This is a genomic window from Singulisphaera chitinilytica, from assembly GCF_049331405.1.
In the GTDB taxonomy this organism is placed as follows: domain Bacteria; phylum Planctomycetota; class Planctomycetia; order Isosphaerales; family Isosphaeraceae; genus PoT.
Genome location: NZ_CP186274.1, coordinates 4,659,287 through 4,674,869, shown reverse-complemented (window position 1 = coordinate 4,674,869; position 15,583 = coordinate 4,659,287). Strand labels below are relative to the sequence as shown.

Here is a 15,583-nt window from a genome sequence, read left to right as displayed (position 1 = left end):
AAATGCATCGCGAGAGCCGGTCCCTCATCCCCCGGCGATCGCGACCCGCCGGAAATCAAAACCTCCGCCGGCAAACCGTCGCCTCGAGGGGCGGCTCGAGAGGAAGGTCCAGCAGGTCCGCGACAAGTGACAGAGGCTCGGCGAAGGCCGGGACGGCGAATGGGGGTGTTTGGGGCGGCTTCGATGCCGCCGCCCCGTGACTCGGAGCGTGCATCCTGAGGAGGCCGTCGAGACCTATGCCCAAGGGCCATGGACCGCCGATCCGACGATTCGAGATTGTCCGGGAGCCCGGCGATCCCCTGGGCGACACGATCGTCCGCCGGATCTCCGACGGGACGGTCCTGGTGCGAGTCCCTGCGGGCGAATTGCCCGGGGATGAGTTCCTGGCGGTGTTCGACCTGCAACGCAGGCTGGCGGTCGCATTGGAGGACGAGAATCGGCGTCACTCCGGGGAGTAGGAATCGGCTTTGTCGCCCCCGACCGGAGCGGCGGGAGCCAGGCCTCGGCCGGCCACTCAAGCGATCAAGGACTCACCGGCAGAGCCTGGGCATAGCGAGGGATACTCGATGAGCGACGGGAATCCGCCATCACCGAAGCGACGAAGCACATCCCGCCGGGCGATCGAGTTCATCGTCGAGGCCCAGGTAGCCATGGGGCGGCACCGGGGCCTCGACGAGGGCCGGATCCGCCGCGATATCGCCCGAGCCTTCCAGGAAGCCCTGGATGACGATGGCGAAGCCCGCGAGGCCGAGGACCTCGCCCGCGGCGGGCCGATCGGGATGATCAACCTCGCCGGCATGTTCCGGCTCGTCTTCGACGAATGGGGATTGGATCGCTCGGACCAGTTCATGCAGGAGAGCTGGTACGCGATCGCAAGTCGTGCCGTGGAGCGGGCCATCGCGTTGACGAGGCCATAGTCGAGGCCATCCAGATCCCGACCTTGGGCGATCCGCCGCCAGGTCGGTCGACTCCGGACCAATCAGAGACTGTGGCCGTGACTATGCCACTCGACGGCGACCGACTTGCCCCGCGTGTAGGCCAGGATCGTGATGGAGACCTCGAGCTTCAGGGGCGATGGCAGGGGGGCAGAGTCTTCGATCCGGGTAACTTCGATCGAGAATCCCTTTCCATTGCAGTATGGCAGGAGGGTCGGATTCGGGCCGTACGCGGGAATGTCGAAGTCGAGGTCCAGGCCCGTGTCCTCCGAGGCGGCAAATCTCCGGAAGAGGAGCCGGTTCCCTTTGGGCAAGTTGCTCAGTTCCAGTGTGAACGTCCCGTAGAACTCCCTGATCCGCGAGATGTCCGGTTCCCCGTCAAAGCGCAGAGTCCCCGCGAACTTCACACGAGCGTGCATCTCGTCATTGACGAAGACCCCTTGGAACGGCGTCATCACGATCGGCCGCCCGAAGTGGTCATCGCAAATCTGTGGCTCACCCTGGCGGGCATGAGACCTCCTGGTACGACGTATCATCTCGGCGGATGAGCTGCACCGCGAAGTGTCGCCCCGGGGCGGGGATGATCCTCGGGGGGCGGAGCGGCTGCCGGCGATTCTGAGCGTGGCCGTCGTCGCCGGCCTCGATCCGTCCTGCCCCATGGTCGGGGCAGGTCGGCGGATTATGTCAATTGACTCGGTAGATGTCAAAGGGCTGGGTTGGAGAAGCCCGGCCTGCATTCGAACAGTTGAGCCCGGGCGGGGACGGGACGACGTCCCGCTCATCGGGGCCCTTGGGCCTCCGTGGCGCCTGCAAGCTCGTCGATGGACGAGCGATCGGCATTCCCCTCGTGCAGCTTCTCGTACATGTCGTGGATCTGCTGGACTTCGCCCTCGGGCCTGTCCTCGAGGTTGATGAGAGTGTCGCTCGCCTTGTTCACCGACGCCAGCAGCTCGTTCAGCTTCACCTGCATGGCCAGCGTGTCCTTCGCCTGGGCCCGCTGGAGCAGGAACAGCAGGAGGAACGAGCTCATCGTCACGACCTCGTCGACGTACTGATAGGCCTCGGACCAGCCCACGACCACGGCCGCGCCGAGCCAGAAGGCGAGCAGCCCGAAACCCGCGTGGGTCCCCCACGGCCCGCTGGCGAAATCGGCCGCCCACCCGGCCAAGGATTCCAGCCGATCGGTCGTGCGCAATTTGAACACGTTTGTGAACCTCCCAACATGGGACGGAGGATCGGCCTTTCCGAGATGAGTCGCGATTGGGGGGGGAATCCTTCGCTCAACCAATGCGGAGCAGCAAATCACGATATCGATTGCTCCATCGCAGTGGGTTGCCTATCGGATCAAACATACCTCATTGCGAACGCGTCCTCGACTCCGAAGGCGGTGAGGGCGGACGTCGGAGGAGGGCGTGGAGGTCGATTTCCGACGCCGGCCGGATGTCCGCCTTGAGGACCTGCTCCATCTGGGCCAGCGCGATGGAGTTGATCTCCTCGGTGTTCGACGCCGTGCAGTCACGAGGCACGAACAGGGCGAAATCCCGCATATAGGCGTCGTTCGCGGTGAAGAGGACGCAGATGTTCCCGGCGAGCCCGGTCAGGATCAACGTCTGCGTGCCCAGGTAGTCGAGCAGGATGTCCAGGGTCGTGGAGAAGAAGGCGGAGTGCTTGGGCTTTAGGACGAAGTAATCGTCCTCGTCCGGCCTCAGGATCTCGACGAGCTCCTTGCCCCGGACGCCATCCTTGAGGCAGTGCTCGATCTGCGTGTGGAAATTCGACCGCCACCGCCCGAAGTTGTCATTGACGTAGATCACGGGGATGCCCGCGGATCTCGCCCGCCGCTTCAACTCGACGAGGCATCTGGCCATCGCCAGGGCCGGCCCCAAGATCTGATCGCCTTGAGGGAACTCCAGGTCGTTGATCGTGTCGATCATGAGCAGCGCCACGCTCGACTTGTCGGGAGCATTGCCGTGGAGGTCCTGCGTCTTTGCCATCGATGCCGTCCTCTATCGATCGGTTCCTGGGTCGCTGACACCGCCAATGCCCGGAGATCGCCTCCGGCGCACCGAACCATCCGAGCAGTTGAGGATCACCAGCTACACGCGAGCCGCGGGATGTGGCGGCACCGAGAATTCGAGATGATCCCGAGGAATCGGGAAATGCGAGCGTCCCCAAGCTATCGTCAAGTTCGCTCCGACCCCCAGGAGACGTCGGCCACAGCAGCCTCGGATCCCGCAGCTATCCGGGATTATCCCGGTCAAGCACCGCGGGAGGGCCGTCTCGATGGCAAGAATCACACCGAACGATCGGCCGAAATCATTGGCGATCCAAGGGGCGACGTTCAAGACGGGAACGCGATTTGCCCAATTCCCGCTCCGGAGCCGACACACTCGTCGGCCTACCCACACATGTCAAATCTCGAGGGATTTCCATGAAGCTCGAATCGTTGCGTGACCTGCTGATCGAACAGCTCCAGGACCTCTACGATGCCGAACAACGCATCACCAAGGCCCTCCCCAAGATGGCCGAGGCGGCGACCTCGGCCGACCTCCAGGCCGCCTTCGAGAAGCACCTGGGAGAGACCGAGGGGCACGTCGCCCGCCTCGAGGAGGCCTTCGAGCTGCTCGGGGTGAAGGCCAAGAAGAAGGCCTGCAAGGCCATCCAGGGCCTGATCAAGGAGGGGGAGGAAGCGATCGAGGAGGACGCCGAGCCCGAGGTCAAGGATGCCGCCCTCATCGCGGCCGCCCAGCGCGTCGAGCACTACGAGATGGCCGGATACGGGTCCGTCCTCGCCTACGCGAAGCTGCTCAATGAGTCGGCCGTCGTCAAGCTGCTGAAGCGTACGCTCACGGAAGAGAAGGCGACCGATAAGTCGCTCAGCGGCCTCGCCGAGTCGACCATCAACCTCGAGGCCGCCGCGGCCGAATGATGCCGCGGCCGAAGTTGCGGATCCGAAAACCCGGGTCGCCCGTGAGGAAGGAGCGAACACCTTGCCGACAGCCGATCACCCGTTGATATCATCTTCTTCCCGCCCCTCCTGGAAGACGCTCCTCGACGGGGGCGGGCCGCTCGTCCTGCCCGCGGCCCACGACGCCCTGACGGCCCGCCTGATCGCCAGGGCCGGGTTCAGGGCCTACCAGGTCGGCGGCTTCGCCCTGGCCGGGTCCCGCTACGCCTTCCCGGATATCGACCTGATCCATTACTACGAGGAGAACGAGGCGATCCGCCAGATCGTCGCCGCCTCTCCGCTTCCCGTCGTCGTCGACGCCGGGAACGGATTCGGCGACGTGAAGAATGTCGTGCGGACGGTCCGCGGCTACGAGGAACTCGGGGTGGGCGCGATCTTCATCGAGGATCAGAAGTCGCCCATAACCTGCGGCCAGATGGGCAAGAGGGAGGTGGTCGGCATCCGCGAGATGGAGGGGAAGATCGGGGCCGCGCTCGCCTCGAGGAGGAATGCCGACACGTTCATCCTCGCACGCACGGACGGCCGCAGCGCCAAGGATGTCGCCGAGGCCATCCGTCGGGGGAAGGCCTACGCGGATGCCGGCGCCGACGGGGTCTATATCGAGGGCCTGAGGAGTGCAGCCGAGCTCAAGCGGGTCGGCAAGGCGCTCAAGGACGTCCCCTTGGCGACGACCCTCATGGAGGGGGGCGGGCGACTCCCGTAGATGCCGCCGCACGAGATTTACGAGCTAGGGTTCGCGATGATCATGTACCCGACGACGGTGCTCTTCCAGGTGGGCAGCGCCATCGAGCGGGCGTTGGCGAGACTCAAGGCGGGCGAGCCGATGCCGGGCGAGGGAGTCATGAACCTCGATGCTTTCGAGGAAATCGTGGACCTGCCGGCCTGGCGGGCGGCAGAAAAGCGTTTCGGCGGATGATCCGGGCAATAAACGTTCGGGCGATTTTTGATACGAGAGCATGGGGCGGGACGCGCTCGACCCCTTTCTTCGATGTCAGTCACCTCAATGATCAAGGCCGAGACGGGCACCTCACGATCGACGAGCGACCGAGGGCGCATGGAGCCCGGATCGGCAACGCAGGCGCCCGCCCGAATGGAATGCCACGGAACCCCATGCGTCGGCATCAGGAGGTTAGATCTTGGCCGAGAAGGGCAAGCAACGATCCGCGTCGATAGAGCCGTAGAAGCGACGGGCTGACTGCATCAAGGGCCGGCCTATTGCCAAACTTCGTGGGACGACTCGCCGGTTCAGTTCGGAGGAGGCCGCCTCGGCCGGCAAGCTAGGCGGCCGATCCGTCAGTCGGGATCGCGAGCATATGGCCGCCATCGGCCGCAAGGGGGGGAACGCTCGGAAAGCCCGACTCGCGGACGGTCTCGCCGGCCGGCTCGATGTGGCGGAAGTCTCCGAGGGCGCCATTAGCGATCGCGACGATCGTGAGCTCACTCCGAGAGAGTAAGCCCCTGCGGGCCAAAGCCGGGCGACCGAGGATCCGGCCCCGGCCGGGAGGCCGATGCGTGTGCTGCTCGAGGACGGCCCATTCGGGGAATGCTCCATCCGGCGTCGGGCACGCGAATCGGGTCCCCGATCGCCTCTGGATCGACTCCGCGGGACGGGTCGTCGCCTCGACGTTCGAGCCGAGCCGGGGTTCGATCACCTGGGTCGGCCGGGTCGTAGACCCCGTCCCCCTCCTCGATCGGGATGATGACCTGGAGTCGGGCGGCCAGTGCGTGTACGAGGGGACCGAGGACTCGGCCGCGGATTACGACGGCGTGCTCGGGTTCGTCTCCGAGTCCAAGGCCGGGAAAGGTCGGCGAACCGGCTTGCCCCACGGGTGAATCACGAAAACCTCGCTATCGGGGGGCTTCGCCACGGCGGACGCCCTGGACCATTCCAAGACTTGCGTCGATCGAGCCCCGTCGATGTAACGTTACGGTAACGTACGCGTAGCGCTACAAACCTGTCGGGGATGGCTCGAGTTCCTTACCTCCAAAAGGTAGCCCCGGACAAATCCGAGACACCGTTGCTGCAACGCGTTGCATGGCGTTGCTGCAACGCGTTGCATGGCGTTGCTGCAACGCTGCAAGCCGGGCTCTCCGTCGGTGGTGGAGAGAGTCGGTGCCGTGGGCAATGCCACCTCCAGGGGCAATGACCGAAGGAGGGCATCATGCCGGAGGGCCACGCCGCTCGGGGAAACCTTAGGACAAGGTGTCCTCGCCGTCACCAAAGTCGAGGGATGGATCGGCGGCCGAGCCGGGGTACGACGGGTCGGCCCCTCATGAGACTCGGCGAGCCTTCGCCGCAGGGCCTCTTGGGCGCGGGGGGCGCATTTTCGAGGCCGGATCTCAACCCTCGCGAGGGACGATCCGCATAGGGTGAAAGAAAAGCCCGCGGGGGCTTTACCGCCCCCGTAAGGTTACTTCGCATCCACCATCATTCAACGGAGGGGCTCACGTCGCATGGTCAGGGGATTCCGACTCAGGTTCACGTCTCCCGAGCTGAAGAAGCACTTCAAGGATCGCTCCAATTACCACCGGAAGCGGGCGGAGGAGAAGGCGGCCCGGCTGTCGACGCTCCGCGTGGCGGGCGAGCGGGCCGAGCCCTCGGCGACGGGGGCTCCCCAGGCGGAGGCGTCGAAGGCCGGCCAAGTCGGTCAGGGCGAGGAGCCCGTCGGCGATCTCGAGCGGGATATCAAGGATCATCTCGGCAAGACCTCGATGTTCGACCTGTTCGCCGAACACCTTTTCGCCGAGGACTACGACCTCGAAGAGAGCGACCTCGTCCGCCTGGAGCTCCTCCGGCGTTGACCTGCTTACTCAGCACGTCGCCGCGACGATACGCCTTACCGAACATGGCCAGGAAAGCAGAGTGCAACTTCGAGCAACCCTGCTCCTCGGGATTGGGCCCGATCTCCGTGGCTCCTCCTCATCAACTTAACGGTACGATTCGAAGTTCCACCCCGAAATCTCCTGGCCTTCAGGGGCCATCCCCGCCCTGCGGCGGGGTTTCCTCGTGTCCGACGACGCGGTCGCGGCCCAGGCGTTTCGCCCGGTACATCGCCCGGTCCGACTGCCCCATCAGGTCCTCGAGCGTGCGGGCGTCGGGCGACAGGGTCGCCAGGCCGAAGCTCGCCGTAACCGGGCCGTGCGGCCAGCGATGGGCCTTCAACGCCGCGCGCACCGACTCCGCCCAGTCCCTTCCCGAGCGCTCGTCGGCGTCGGCCAGGAGGGCGGCGAACTCCTCGCCGCCGTACCTCGCGACCAGGTCCCCGGGCCCGTCCGCGACCTGAGCAGCACCGCCACGTCGCGGAGGGCCTCGTCGCCGGCCGGGTGGCCGTGGCGGTCGTTGTAGGCCTTGAACCCGTCGAGGTCGAGCACGACCAGCGTCAGCCCGGCGTCCCGGGCCAGGGCCCCCTCGATCGCCGCCCGGCAGGCGCGGCGGAAGTGGCGGCGATTCCGGAGCCCGGTGAGGTCGTCGGTGTTCGCCAGCTCGGCGAGCCGGGCGTTCTCCCGCTCGAGCTCCCTCACGCGTGCGGGCGAGCCCCCCGGCCGAGGATCTCCGACCCGGATCCGAGGCCGTCGAGCCGCCGGGCCGGCCGGGGTCGGCGAAGTCGCCCGGCCGTTGGCCGCGGCCGCGGCGGGGCCCGGCTTCCCCTCCAGGAGGCGGATGAAGGCCGAGACGACGGCCGGATCCAGGTGCGTCCCCGAGAGGGACCTCAGGTGCCCGCGGACCTCCTCCTCGGGCCAGGCGGCACGGTAGGGCCGGTCCGACCGCAGCGCGTCCCAGATGTCCACCGCGGCGAAGAGCCGGGCCGACAGCGGGATCGCCTCCCCGGCCACGCCCTCCGGATAGCCCGTGCCGTCCCACCTCTCGTGGTGCCCGTACGGGATCTCCAGCGCCCTCCGCAGCACGGGGATCCCCTCCAGCCAGTCGCGGGCATTCGTCGGGTGCCGCCGCATCACCTCCCACTCCGGCTCGGTCAGCTTGCCCGGCTTGAGCAACACGGCGTCCGGCACTCCGAGCTTGCCGATGTCGTGCAGGAGGGCCCCGCGGCGGATGTGGACCAGGTCCTCCCCCGCCAGCCCCATGGCCCTGGCCAGGCGGAGGCTCATCTCGGTGACGCGGCGGGTGTGCCCCTCCGTCTCCTTGTCCCTCAGGTCCAGCGCCTTGGCCCAGCCCTCGATCGTCTCGTCGTAGGCGGCCGCCAGCTCCCGGTTGAGCGAGCGGATCTTCGCCTCGGACTCGCGTCGCTCGGTCACGTCGACGACGAAGCCCTCGTAGTAGAGGACGTGCCCCGCCGCGTCTCGCGCGGCCCTCGAGCTCTCCGAGATCCAGATGACCGCCCCGTCCTTGCGGCGGACCTGCGACTCGAACCCGGCGACGAGCCCGCGCTCGTCGACGATCGCGAGGAATTCGCCGCGCCGCGCGGGGTCGACATAGAGCTGTCGGCCGAGGACCCCGAGGTCCGCCATCAGCTCCTCGGGCGACGCGTAGCCCAGGATGCGGGCCAGGGCCGGGTTGGCGCGGAGGAAGCGGCCGTCGGGGCCGACCTGATAGATGCCGTCGATCGCGTTCTCGAAGATGCTCCGGTACGCCTCCTCGGCGCGGCGGAGCGAGTCGGCCTGGGCCAGGAGCTCGGCCGTGCGCTCGCGGACGCGGAGCTCGAGCTCGTCGTGGGCCCGCCGCAGCTCGGCCTCGGCCCGCTTCTTCTGGGTGACGTCGCTCTCGATGGCGATGAAGTTCCTGAGCATGCCCGCCTCGTCGCGGATCGGCCGGGCGTCGATGGCCAGCCAGTACTCCCGGCCCGACTTGCTGTAGTTGAGCACCTCCGCCGTGAAGCCCAGCCCGGCGGCCTGCCGCTCGCGCATGTGGCGGACCGCCTCAGGGTCGGTGCCGGGGCCCTGCAGGAACGAGCCGGGCCGCCGGCCGATCGCCTCCTCGGGGGAATATTCGGTGACCCGGGTGAAGCCCTCGTTGACCCACTCGATCCGCCCGTGGGCGTCGGTGATGATGACGGCGTTGTCCGTCCGGCTGGCCACCAGGGCCAGCCTGCGGGCCTGGGCCTCGCTCTCGCGCAGGGCCCGCTCGGACCGGACCCGGTCGGTGATGTCCCGGGCGACCTTCGAGGAGCCGACGATCCGCCCCCGGGCGTCCCGGATCGGGGAGACGCTCAGCGAGACGTCGATGATGCGCCCGTCCTTGGCCCGGCGCCGGGTCTCGAAGTGCTCGACTCGCTCGCCGCGGCGGACTCGCGCCAGGACCGCGTCCATCTCCCCCGCCCGCTCGTCGGGGATGAGGAAGGAGATGTGCCGGCCGACGGCCTCCTCCCGGGAGTAGCCGAAGAGCCGCTCGGCGCCCGCGTTCCAGCTGGAGATGATCCCGTCGAGGTCCTTGGAGATGATCGCGTCGTCGGACGACTCGACGATGGCCGCCAGGGCCCGATGCTCCTCCTCGATCCGCCTCCTGTCCTCGATGTCTCGGGCCCGGACGATGAACTCGGGGCGGCCGTCGTGCCGGACCGCGATCCAGGACATCTCGGCCAGGACGGTCCCGCCGTCCTTGCGTCGCGCCACGGCCTCGACGCGGTCGCGGGCCCGGGGCCCGTCGGGCCCGGCGAGCCGTGCGGTGACGCCGTCCGGGCAGAGGACGAGCTCGTCCAGGCCCAGCCCCCTGGCCTCGAGCCCCGTGTAGCCGAACATGCGCTCGGCCGCCGGGTTGAACTCCAATATCTTCCCGCCAACGTCGACGGTCGCGATGGCGTCGTCGGAGGCCTCGAAGAGGGCGGCCTTGCGGGCCTGCGACTCGCGGGCTTCGCCCTCGGAACGCCGGGCGGCGAACCAGGCCTGGCGGGCCTCGAGCTGCGCCATGGCCTGGCGTCCCAGCGCCCTGAGCATCTCCAGCTGGGCGGGGCCGAGCTCGCGCGGGACCCGGTCCAGGACGCAGAGCGTGCCCAGGGGGTGGCCGGCGGGGTCGACGAGGGGGGAGCCGGCGTAGAAGCGGATCCCCGGGTCGCCCGTCACCAGCGGATTTCGTGCGAAGCGGTCGTCGAGCGCCGCGTCCGGGACCACGAAGGTGCCTTCGCCGAGGATGGCGTGGGAGCAGAAGGAGACGTCGCGCGGCGTCTCGACCACTCCCAGGCCGTATCGGGCCTTGAACCACTGGCGGTCGGCGTCCACAAGGCTGATCAGGGCGATGGGGGCGCCGCAGATGAAGGCGGCCAGCCTGACGAGGTCGTCGAAGGCCTGCTCGGGCCCGGTGTCGAGGATCGCGTATCGCCCGAGGGCGGCGAGCCGCGCCAATTCGTCCTTGGGATCGACAATCATCGGCCTCGTCCGGCGTCGGAGGGCGGCACGGCGAGCCCGCCGACGGGCGGAGCTTCGTCCCGCTACATGATACCTAACCGAAACGTAGGACAGGTTCGGGACCTGTGATTGCAAATTGAGCCGATTCCTTGGACGGGTGTTGCGGCGGCTCACCATCGAGGCCGTCCTTCGATATGCCCGCATGCCTCCTCGGCGCCATAAGTATTCGCATCCTTTTTTACTTAGACATGTCTAAATTTTTCCACGGATAAGTAAATATTTGTCTCCATTCCCCCCGTCAACAAAATCCGGGCGTCCTGGTTCACAAATCGCAGCGTGTCGCACTTAGGTTATGGCTGGGGGCTGGTATCCGGTGACGATCCTTCACCCATGCGTCGGCCATCAAGTTTGATGCCCGGAACTGCTGGCTATAACTCGGGCCTTGGGAGCAGAGGAGCCCTCATGCTGAGCGACAAAGAGACGGTGCTGACCGCATATCCGACGGCCCTGGCGCGATGGGGCAGCGAGCCCGGTGCCGATGAGGCCCGATGGATTATCCTTCGATCCGATGAGATCGTCGACGAATCTTACGGGGCCGGGGCGACGGAGGGCGAGGCGTGGTCGGACGCGGTCTGGAAAATCCTCGAGGAATCGGCGATGAGGCGATGAAGGGATCAGTCCCGAAGCGTGCCTCGGGCTACGATGAAATAAAACAACAAAACCAATCATAAATCTTGCACTTCAAAGATCATTGTTATATGAAGGCAACGAGAGTTTAGCTCTTGAGGCTTGAAATGGGTGGAGGCAAGACTACCCCCATTGTCAAGCGTCACTTTAGCAATCATGATGCGGCAAGCCCGGCCGAGGATCGATCGACTCCCGACGACTTGCCTGCCACGCGAGTGCAGCCGCTCGGCAAGAGTGATGTTGAATGCGATCCGTCAAGAATGGGAAGACGCGAGCCTCACTCCTCGGCAGGCTCCATCGCAATCCGGACGATCCCGAACTCTGGAAGGAATTCGTCCGCCATTACGGGCCATCCATCTACGCCTGGGCCTTGAGATGGGGGGTGCAGGACGCCGACGCCGAGGACGTCGTCCAAGCGGTGCTCATGAAACTCGCGCTCAAGCTCCGTGAGTTCGTCTTCGACCCCTCTAGGAGCTTTCGCGGCTGGCTCAAGACCCTCGCTCACAATGCCTGGCGTGACCAGGCCGACCGCCATGCCGGGCGGGATCGAGGGAGCGGCGACGACGCAGTCTTGCTGATGCTCGATAGGGCCGAGGCCAGGAAGAGCCTCGCCGAATGCTTGGAGGAGTCCTTCGACCTGGAGCTGTTCCGCGAGGCGATGGATAGGGTCCGACTCCGGGTCGAGCCGAAGACCTGGGAAGCCTTCCGACTGCTGGCGTTCGACGGCTGGTCGGGGCTCGATGCCGCCCGCCATCTTGGGATGAAGCCCGCGACGGTTTTCGTCGCGCGCAGCAAAGTCCAGCGGATGCTCCGGGACGTGGTCGCCATGCTGGAGCGCGGAGAATGGGATTCCGCCCCGAGCATATGACCGAGGAAGGGTTCGAGCCCCGACGAGCGCCATGGGAAACTGCCCCGACGAATCCGAGTTGACGCGGCTGCTGGACGGCGAACTCGCTGCGACGCGGCGGGCGGCAGTCGAGGCCCACGTCGACGAGTGCCCCGACTGCCAGCGCGAACTCGACCGGCTGACCCGGGAGGAGGCCGAGTCGACGAGCTCCCTGGGCCGCATGATCAGGCTCGGCCCCGCGATCGAGGCCCAGGAGACCTGGGACCACGTCGTCGAGAGGATTGCGGGCCTGGACTCCTTCCCGCCAGGGCCTCGGGAAGGATGCGCCGCGGCCGAGGAGGCGTGGCCGCGTATCGAGGGGTACGAAATCCTGGGCGAGTTGGGCCGCGGCGGCATGGCCGTCGTCTTCCGGGCCAGGCATGTCGGCCTCGGGAGGGTCGTGGCCCTCAAGATGCTGCTGCTGGGCCGACGGCACGACGAGGGTTCGCGGGACCGGCTCCGCGAGGAGGCTCGGACGCTCGCCCGGCTTCGCCACCCCAATATCGTCAAGGTCTATGACATCGGCGAGCATGACGGGCTCCCCTTCTTCTCCCTCGAGTTGGTCGAGGGCACGAGCTTGTCCCGCTGGATGGACGGGCTCCCCCAGGATCCGAGGCTCGCCGCTAGGGTCGTCATGAAGATCGCCATCGCGATCGACTATGCCCACCGGAACGGCGTCCTCCACCGAGACCTGTCCCCGGCAAACGTCCTGATCGGCCACACAACCGGGGCAGAATCGGAGGGCGAGGAGCCACCTGGCGACGCGAAGCATCAGGTTCTAATGCCGCCGATTAAAGTGTCCGACTTCGGCCTGGCGAAAGTCCTCGACGACTTGGGGACGCCGGCCGGCCCCCGGACCGAGCCGGGCTTGATCGTCGGGACGCCACAATATATGGCCCCGGAGCAGGCCCGCCTGACCGGCGAGGCTATCGGACCGGGAGCCGACGTGTACGCCCTGGGGGCTATCTTCTACGAATTGCTGGCCGGCCACCCCCCATTCCCCGCGGAGACGCCGCTCAAGACGCTCTTCAGGGTGGTCCACGAGCAGCCTTCTCCATTGACTATAAATCGGCCCAGGCTGCCCAGAGATCTGGTCACGATCTGCACAAAGTGCATGGAGAAGGAAACTCCTCGTCGATATCCGACGGCGGCGGCCGTGGCCGAGGACCTGCGACGCTACCTCGCCTCGGAGGCCATCCTGGCCCGCCCGGCGGGCACTCTCGGTCGCCTGGCGCGTTGGATCCGGCGCAAGCCCGCCTTGGCAGGCTTGCTGCTCGGCACGGCCATGGTCGCCCTCGCGACATTCGCCGCCATCCTCTGGTTGTGGCGGGATGCCGCCGCCGCTCGCGGTCGGGCCGAAGCCTTGGTGGTCTCGGAGGGATTGGCGAAGGAGATCGCCTCGAGGCAGAGGGACGAGGCGTCAAGTGCCAGGGCAGAATCCGATCGCCTTGCCGCGGAGTTGCTCCTGGACGAGAGCCTGGCGGCTTGCGAGCGAGGCGAAGTCGAGGCCGGCCTGAATGGGCTCGGCCTCGCCCGGAACAAGGCCGAAGCCGCGGGCCTGCGGGACATCGCGCACGCGTGCCGTGCCAATATCGCGAGCTGGAGTCATCACCAGGCGACGACCTCGGTGAGCCCGCCGCTCGGCTCGAGCGTCCTGTCCGTCGCCTTCAGCCCGGACGGCCGACGGGTCCTCGCCGGACAGTGGGTCAACGCCCATAAGAAGGCCGGCCCCGGCGTTGCGCGGCTCTGGGATCCGGAGGGATGGAAGCCGGTCGGCCCCGCACTCCAGATCGAGGCCTCCATGGCATGCGTCGCCTTCAGCCCGGACGGGCGGCGAATCCTCACGGGCGATGCCGAGGGGCGAGTTCGACTCTGGGACGCTGCGACGGGGAGCCCGGTCGGGCCGGTGCTCCGCGCATTGCGCTCCCTCTCCGGGATCGCGTTCCATCCTGACGGTCGGCGTTTCGCCGCAGGAGGGGTGTCGCTTGCCTCGGTCCGAGGCGAGGTATGCTTATGGGAAGTGGATGGCGGGGACCGGGTCGCGGCCTCGTTTTCGCTGGCGGGTCCCGTGGACGCCTTTGTCTTCAGCCCCGACGGTAAGACGCTCGCGACGGCGTCCCGGGTGCCCGGAACGCCGCTCGAATCGGACAGCGCCGAGGTATGCCGGTGGGACCTGGCGACCGGACAGCGAGCGGGACCGAGGCTCATCCATGATTCCATCGTCCGCGCCATCGCCCTTTGCCCGGACGGGAATCACATTGCCACGGGAGGCGACTCCAGGGTAGCGACCCTCTGGGACGTGTCGAAAGGCAGGCGAACCGGCCTGAGATTCCTGCACCCGGACCGGATCACGACGCTGGCGTTCGCTCCGGACGGGAAGATTCTCGCGGTCGGGGGGGGTGAGATCGAGCAGAACCCTTCGCTCGGATCGATGGCACGCAGGGAGTCAAGCGTGAGGCTATGGGACATCGCCAGCGGCAATGCGGTCTCGACACCGTTAAGCCACCCCGACGTCGTGCATGGCTTCGCGTTCGCTCCTGACGGCAGGCGGATTGCAACCGCATGCAGGGATGGACATCTACGTGTCTTTAAATTGAACCACACCTTGATTGCGGAGCGACATCTGTCGTCCACATGCATTTCGATGGGATTCGGCCGTGGAGGCAAGCTGCTGGTCACGGTTGGGGAGCGGCCGGATCCGGCGGGGAAGGGGTGGAGTCAGGTCTGGGATACCGAGACCGGCAAGCCCGCCCGTCATCCCCTCGAGCATCCGTCGATCGTCCTTTCCCTGGCAATATCCGCCGACGGAAATTCCTACGCATTGGGCATGGCGAATGGACTGGTCCGAGTCCTCGACTCACGCTCCGACAAAGCCGCAGGCCCCGACCAGATGCTCGAGGGCCCCGTCTCCTCAATCTCTTTCGCGCCCGGCGGCGACCTGGTGCTCGCCAAGGCGCCCTCGAAGATGGCGAAGGCTTGGGATTGGCGAACCGGGAGGATTGCCTGGGCCTCGGCTCCCGGGGACATGTCCGTGGTGACGGCCATCAGCCCCGACGGGAGAATGGTGGTGACCGACCGAGATAGTGCGGGGCTCGGCCTCTGGGATATCAAGAAAAATGCCCCCGCTGGCGAAGTCCGGCTCCGGCCGGCCCGGCGATTCCTCTCCGCCGACATCAGCCCGGACGGACGCAAGGTGATCGCGGGCGATGATGAAAGAGTGGTGCGTTGCTGGGACTTGGTGGATGGAAGCGTCACCGAGGCCGCCTTCATTGAGGAATTGGTATGGCGGGCCGCATTCACGGGCAGGGGCGCTAGGGCCTATGCCGTGGCCGGTTATGGAGTGGAGAGTCATGGATTCGTCTATCTCTGGGATCCTCTCTCGACGGGCCCCCCGCAGCGTCTACCCTATCGCGTGAACGTCCGTACGGTCGGATTCGATCCGGTCAGGCATCTCCTAGTGACCGGCGGCTGGACGGGCGGTATTCGCTTATGGGACGAAGGGACCGGGCGTCAGATCGGCCCCGAGTTGACGAATGCCGGGAAAGTGACTGTTCTCGCCTGTTCCCCGGGGGTGCCGTACATCGCGACATGCGACGTATTCGGCCACCTTCGCATTTGGAGCATCCCCCGCGATTAACCCTTCTTGCATTCGCCAGAGCCGACGCGACTCCCAATCGACATTCGACGAGGGGAAGAAGCGATCGGTCACGACGAGAGCCCGGCGGCCCCAGGCGCACTTGAACTCCAGTTGCCGCCGGAACTCGCCCCTCGCCGCATCGCCGAAAGACCCGGCCAGCTTGGTTCTCGCAA

15 protein-coding genes are annotated in these 15,583 nt (G+C 66.8%); 10 read left to right on the top strand and 5 right to left on the bottom strand.

Annotated elements, in window-relative coordinates; genetic code table 11:
• Positions 1 to 236: 236 nt before the first annotated feature.
• Complete coding sequence (locus ACOYYX_RS18585; protein ID WP_422931407.1) at positions 237 to 458, top strand: hypothetical protein; 222 nt, start codon at positions 237 to 239, stop codon at positions 456 to 458.
• A gap of 108 nt (positions 459 to 566) precedes the next feature.
• Positions 567 to 917 carry a hypothetical protein gene (locus ACOYYX_RS18580; protein ID WP_422931406.1) on the top strand — a complete coding sequence of 117 codons (351 nt, stop codon included), beginning with the start codon at positions 567 to 569 and terminating at the stop codon, positions 915 to 917.
• A 62-nt stretch (positions 918 to 979) separates the two neighbouring features.
• Here ACOYYX_RS18580 and ACOYYX_RS18575 read toward each other — a convergent pair whose 3' ends face one another.
• The 3 genes from ACOYYX_RS18575 to ACOYYX_RS18565 all read right to left on the bottom strand — a co-directional run bounded on the left by ACOYYX_RS18575 (position 980) and on the right by ACOYYX_RS18565 (position 2,929).
• Positions 980 to 1,393 carry a hypothetical protein gene (locus tag ACOYYX_RS18575; protein ID WP_422931405.1) on the bottom strand — a complete coding sequence of 138 codons (414 nt, stop codon included), beginning with the start codon at positions 1,391 to 1,393 and terminating at the stop codon, positions 980 to 982.
• Positions 1,394 to 1,713: 320 nt separating this feature from the next.
• A complete protein-coding gene (locus ACOYYX_RS18570) occupies positions 1,714 to 2,139 on the bottom strand; it encodes a low affinity iron permease family protein (RefSeq protein WP_422931404.1) in 426 nt (141 codons plus the stop codon).
• Between the two features lie 151 nt (positions 2,140 to 2,290).
• Entirely contained in the window at positions 2,291 to 2,929 is a 639-nt protein-coding gene (locus ACOYYX_RS18565) for a cysteine hydrolase family protein (RefSeq protein ID WP_422931403.1), read from the bottom strand.
• Between the two features lie 437 nt (positions 2,930 to 3,366).
• On the opposite strand from ACOYYX_RS18565, the gene ACOYYX_RS18560 reads away from it, so the two are divergent.
• From ACOYYX_RS18560 to ACOYYX_RS18540, 5 genes are all read left to right on the top strand, one after another.
• Positions 3,367 to 3,864 (top strand): ferritin-like domain-containing protein, encoded by a 498-nt coding sequence (locus ACOYYX_RS18560; protein ID WP_422931402.1) that lies wholly within the window; start codon positions 3,367 to 3,369, stop codon positions 3,862 to 3,864.
• Positions 3,865 to 3,925: 61 nt separating this feature from the next.
• Positions 3,926 to 4,606, top strand: a complete 681-nt coding sequence (locus ACOYYX_RS18555; protein WP_422931401.1) for an isocitrate lyase/PEP mutase family protein — start codon at positions 3,926 to 3,928, stop codon at positions 4,604 to 4,606.
• The gene (locus ACOYYX_RS18550; RefSeq protein ID WP_422931400.1) at positions 4,607 to 4,819 is read left to right on the top strand and encodes a hypothetical protein; all 213 of its coding nucleotides are present in this window, start codon (positions 4,607 to 4,609) and stop codon (positions 4,817 to 4,819) included. It abuts the gene before it with no gap.
• A 596-nt stretch (positions 4,820 to 5,415) separates the two neighbouring features.
• Positions 5,416 to 5,736, top strand: a complete 321-nt coding sequence (locus tag ACOYYX_RS18545) for a hypothetical protein (protein WP_422931399.1) — start codon at positions 5,416 to 5,418, stop codon at positions 5,734 to 5,736.
• Between the two features lie 621 nt (positions 5,737 to 6,357).
• Positions 6,358 to 6,705, top strand: coding sequence for a hypothetical protein (locus ACOYYX_RS18540; protein WP_422931398.1), 348 nt, complete (start codon positions 6,358 to 6,360; stop codon positions 6,703 to 6,705).
• Between the two features lie 169 nt (positions 6,706 to 6,874).
• Here the strand turns inward: ACOYYX_RS18540 and ACOYYX_RS18535 are convergent, their stop codons facing one another.
• Positions 6,875 to 7,123, bottom strand: a complete 249-nt coding sequence (locus ACOYYX_RS18535; protein WP_422931637.1) for a diguanylate cyclase domain-containing protein — start codon at positions 7,121 to 7,123, stop codon at positions 6,875 to 6,877.
• The gene (locus ACOYYX_RS18530; protein WP_422931397.1) at positions 7,063 to 10,221 is read right to left on the bottom strand and encodes a PAS domain S-box protein; all 3,159 of its coding nucleotides are present in this window, start codon (positions 10,219 to 10,221) and stop codon (positions 7,063 to 7,065) included. Before ACOYYX_RS18530 ends, ACOYYX_RS18535 begins: the two co-directional genes overlap by 61 nt.
• A 441-nt stretch (positions 10,222 to 10,662) precedes the next feature.
• Here ACOYYX_RS18530 and ACOYYX_RS18525 point away from each other — a divergent pair, with 441 nt between their 5' ends.
• The 3 genes from ACOYYX_RS18525 to ACOYYX_RS18515 all read left to right on the top strand — a co-directional run bounded on the left by ACOYYX_RS18525 (position 10,663) and on the right by ACOYYX_RS18515 (position 15,410).
• The gene (locus tag ACOYYX_RS18525) at positions 10,663 to 10,869 is read left to right on the top strand and encodes a hypothetical protein (RefSeq protein WP_422931396.1); all 207 of its coding nucleotides are present in this window, start codon (positions 10,663 to 10,665) and stop codon (positions 10,867 to 10,869) included.
• Positions 10,870 to 11,131: 262 nt separating this feature from the next.
• A complete protein-coding gene (locus ACOYYX_RS18520; protein WP_422931395.1) occupies positions 11,132 to 11,755 on the top strand; it encodes an RNA polymerase sigma factor in 624 nt (207 codons plus the stop codon).
• A 31-nt stretch (positions 11,756 to 11,786) separates the two neighbouring features.
• Entirely contained in the window at positions 11,787 to 15,410 is a 3,624-nt protein-coding gene (locus ACOYYX_RS18515; protein ID WP_422931394.1) for a protein kinase domain-containing protein, read from the top strand.
• Positions 15,411 to 15,583 lie beyond the last annotated feature (173 nt).

What these genes read in the sequence shown, in the direction of transcription:
- ACOYYX_RS18585 (WP_422931407.1), top strand. Translation starts at nt 237, where the DNA reads ATGCCCAAGGGCCATGGACCGCCGATCCGACGATTCGAGATTGTCCGG.
- ACOYYX_RS18580 (WP_422931406.1), top strand. Translation starts at nt 567, where the DNA reads ATGAGCGACGGGAATCCGCCATCACCGAAGCGACGAAGCACATCCCGC.
- ACOYYX_RS18565 (WP_422931403.1), bottom strand. Translation starts at nt 2,929, where the DNA reads ATGGCAAAGACGCAGGACCTCCACGGCAATGCTCCCGACAAGTCGAGC.
- ACOYYX_RS18560 (WP_422931402.1), top strand. Translation starts at nt 3,367, where the DNA reads ATGAAGCTCGAATCGTTGCGTGACCTGCTGATCGAACAGCTCCAGGAC.
- ACOYYX_RS18550 (WP_422931400.1), top strand. Translation starts at nt 4,607, where the DNA reads ATGCCGCCGCACGAGATTTACGAGCTAGGGTTCGCGATGATCATGTAC.
- ACOYYX_RS18540 (WP_422931398.1), top strand. Translation starts at nt 6,358, where the DNA reads ATGGTCAGGGGATTCCGACTCAGGTTCACGTCTCCCGAGCTGAAGAAG.
- ACOYYX_RS18530 (WP_422931397.1), bottom strand. Translation starts at nt 10,221, where the DNA reads ATGATTGTCGATCCCAAGGACGAATTGGCGCGGCTCGCCGCCCTCGGG.
- ACOYYX_RS18525 (WP_422931396.1), top strand. Translation starts at nt 10,663, where the DNA reads ATGCTGAGCGACAAAGAGACGGTGCTGACCGCATATCCGACGGCCCTG.
- ACOYYX_RS18520 (WP_422931395.1), top strand. Translation starts at nt 11,132, where the DNA reads ATGCGATCCGTCAAGAATGGGAAGACGCGAGCCTCACTCCTCGGCAGG.
- ACOYYX_RS18515 (WP_422931394.1), top strand. Translation starts at nt 11,787, where the DNA reads ATGGGAAACTGCCCCGACGAATCCGAGTTGACGCGGCTGCTGGACGGC.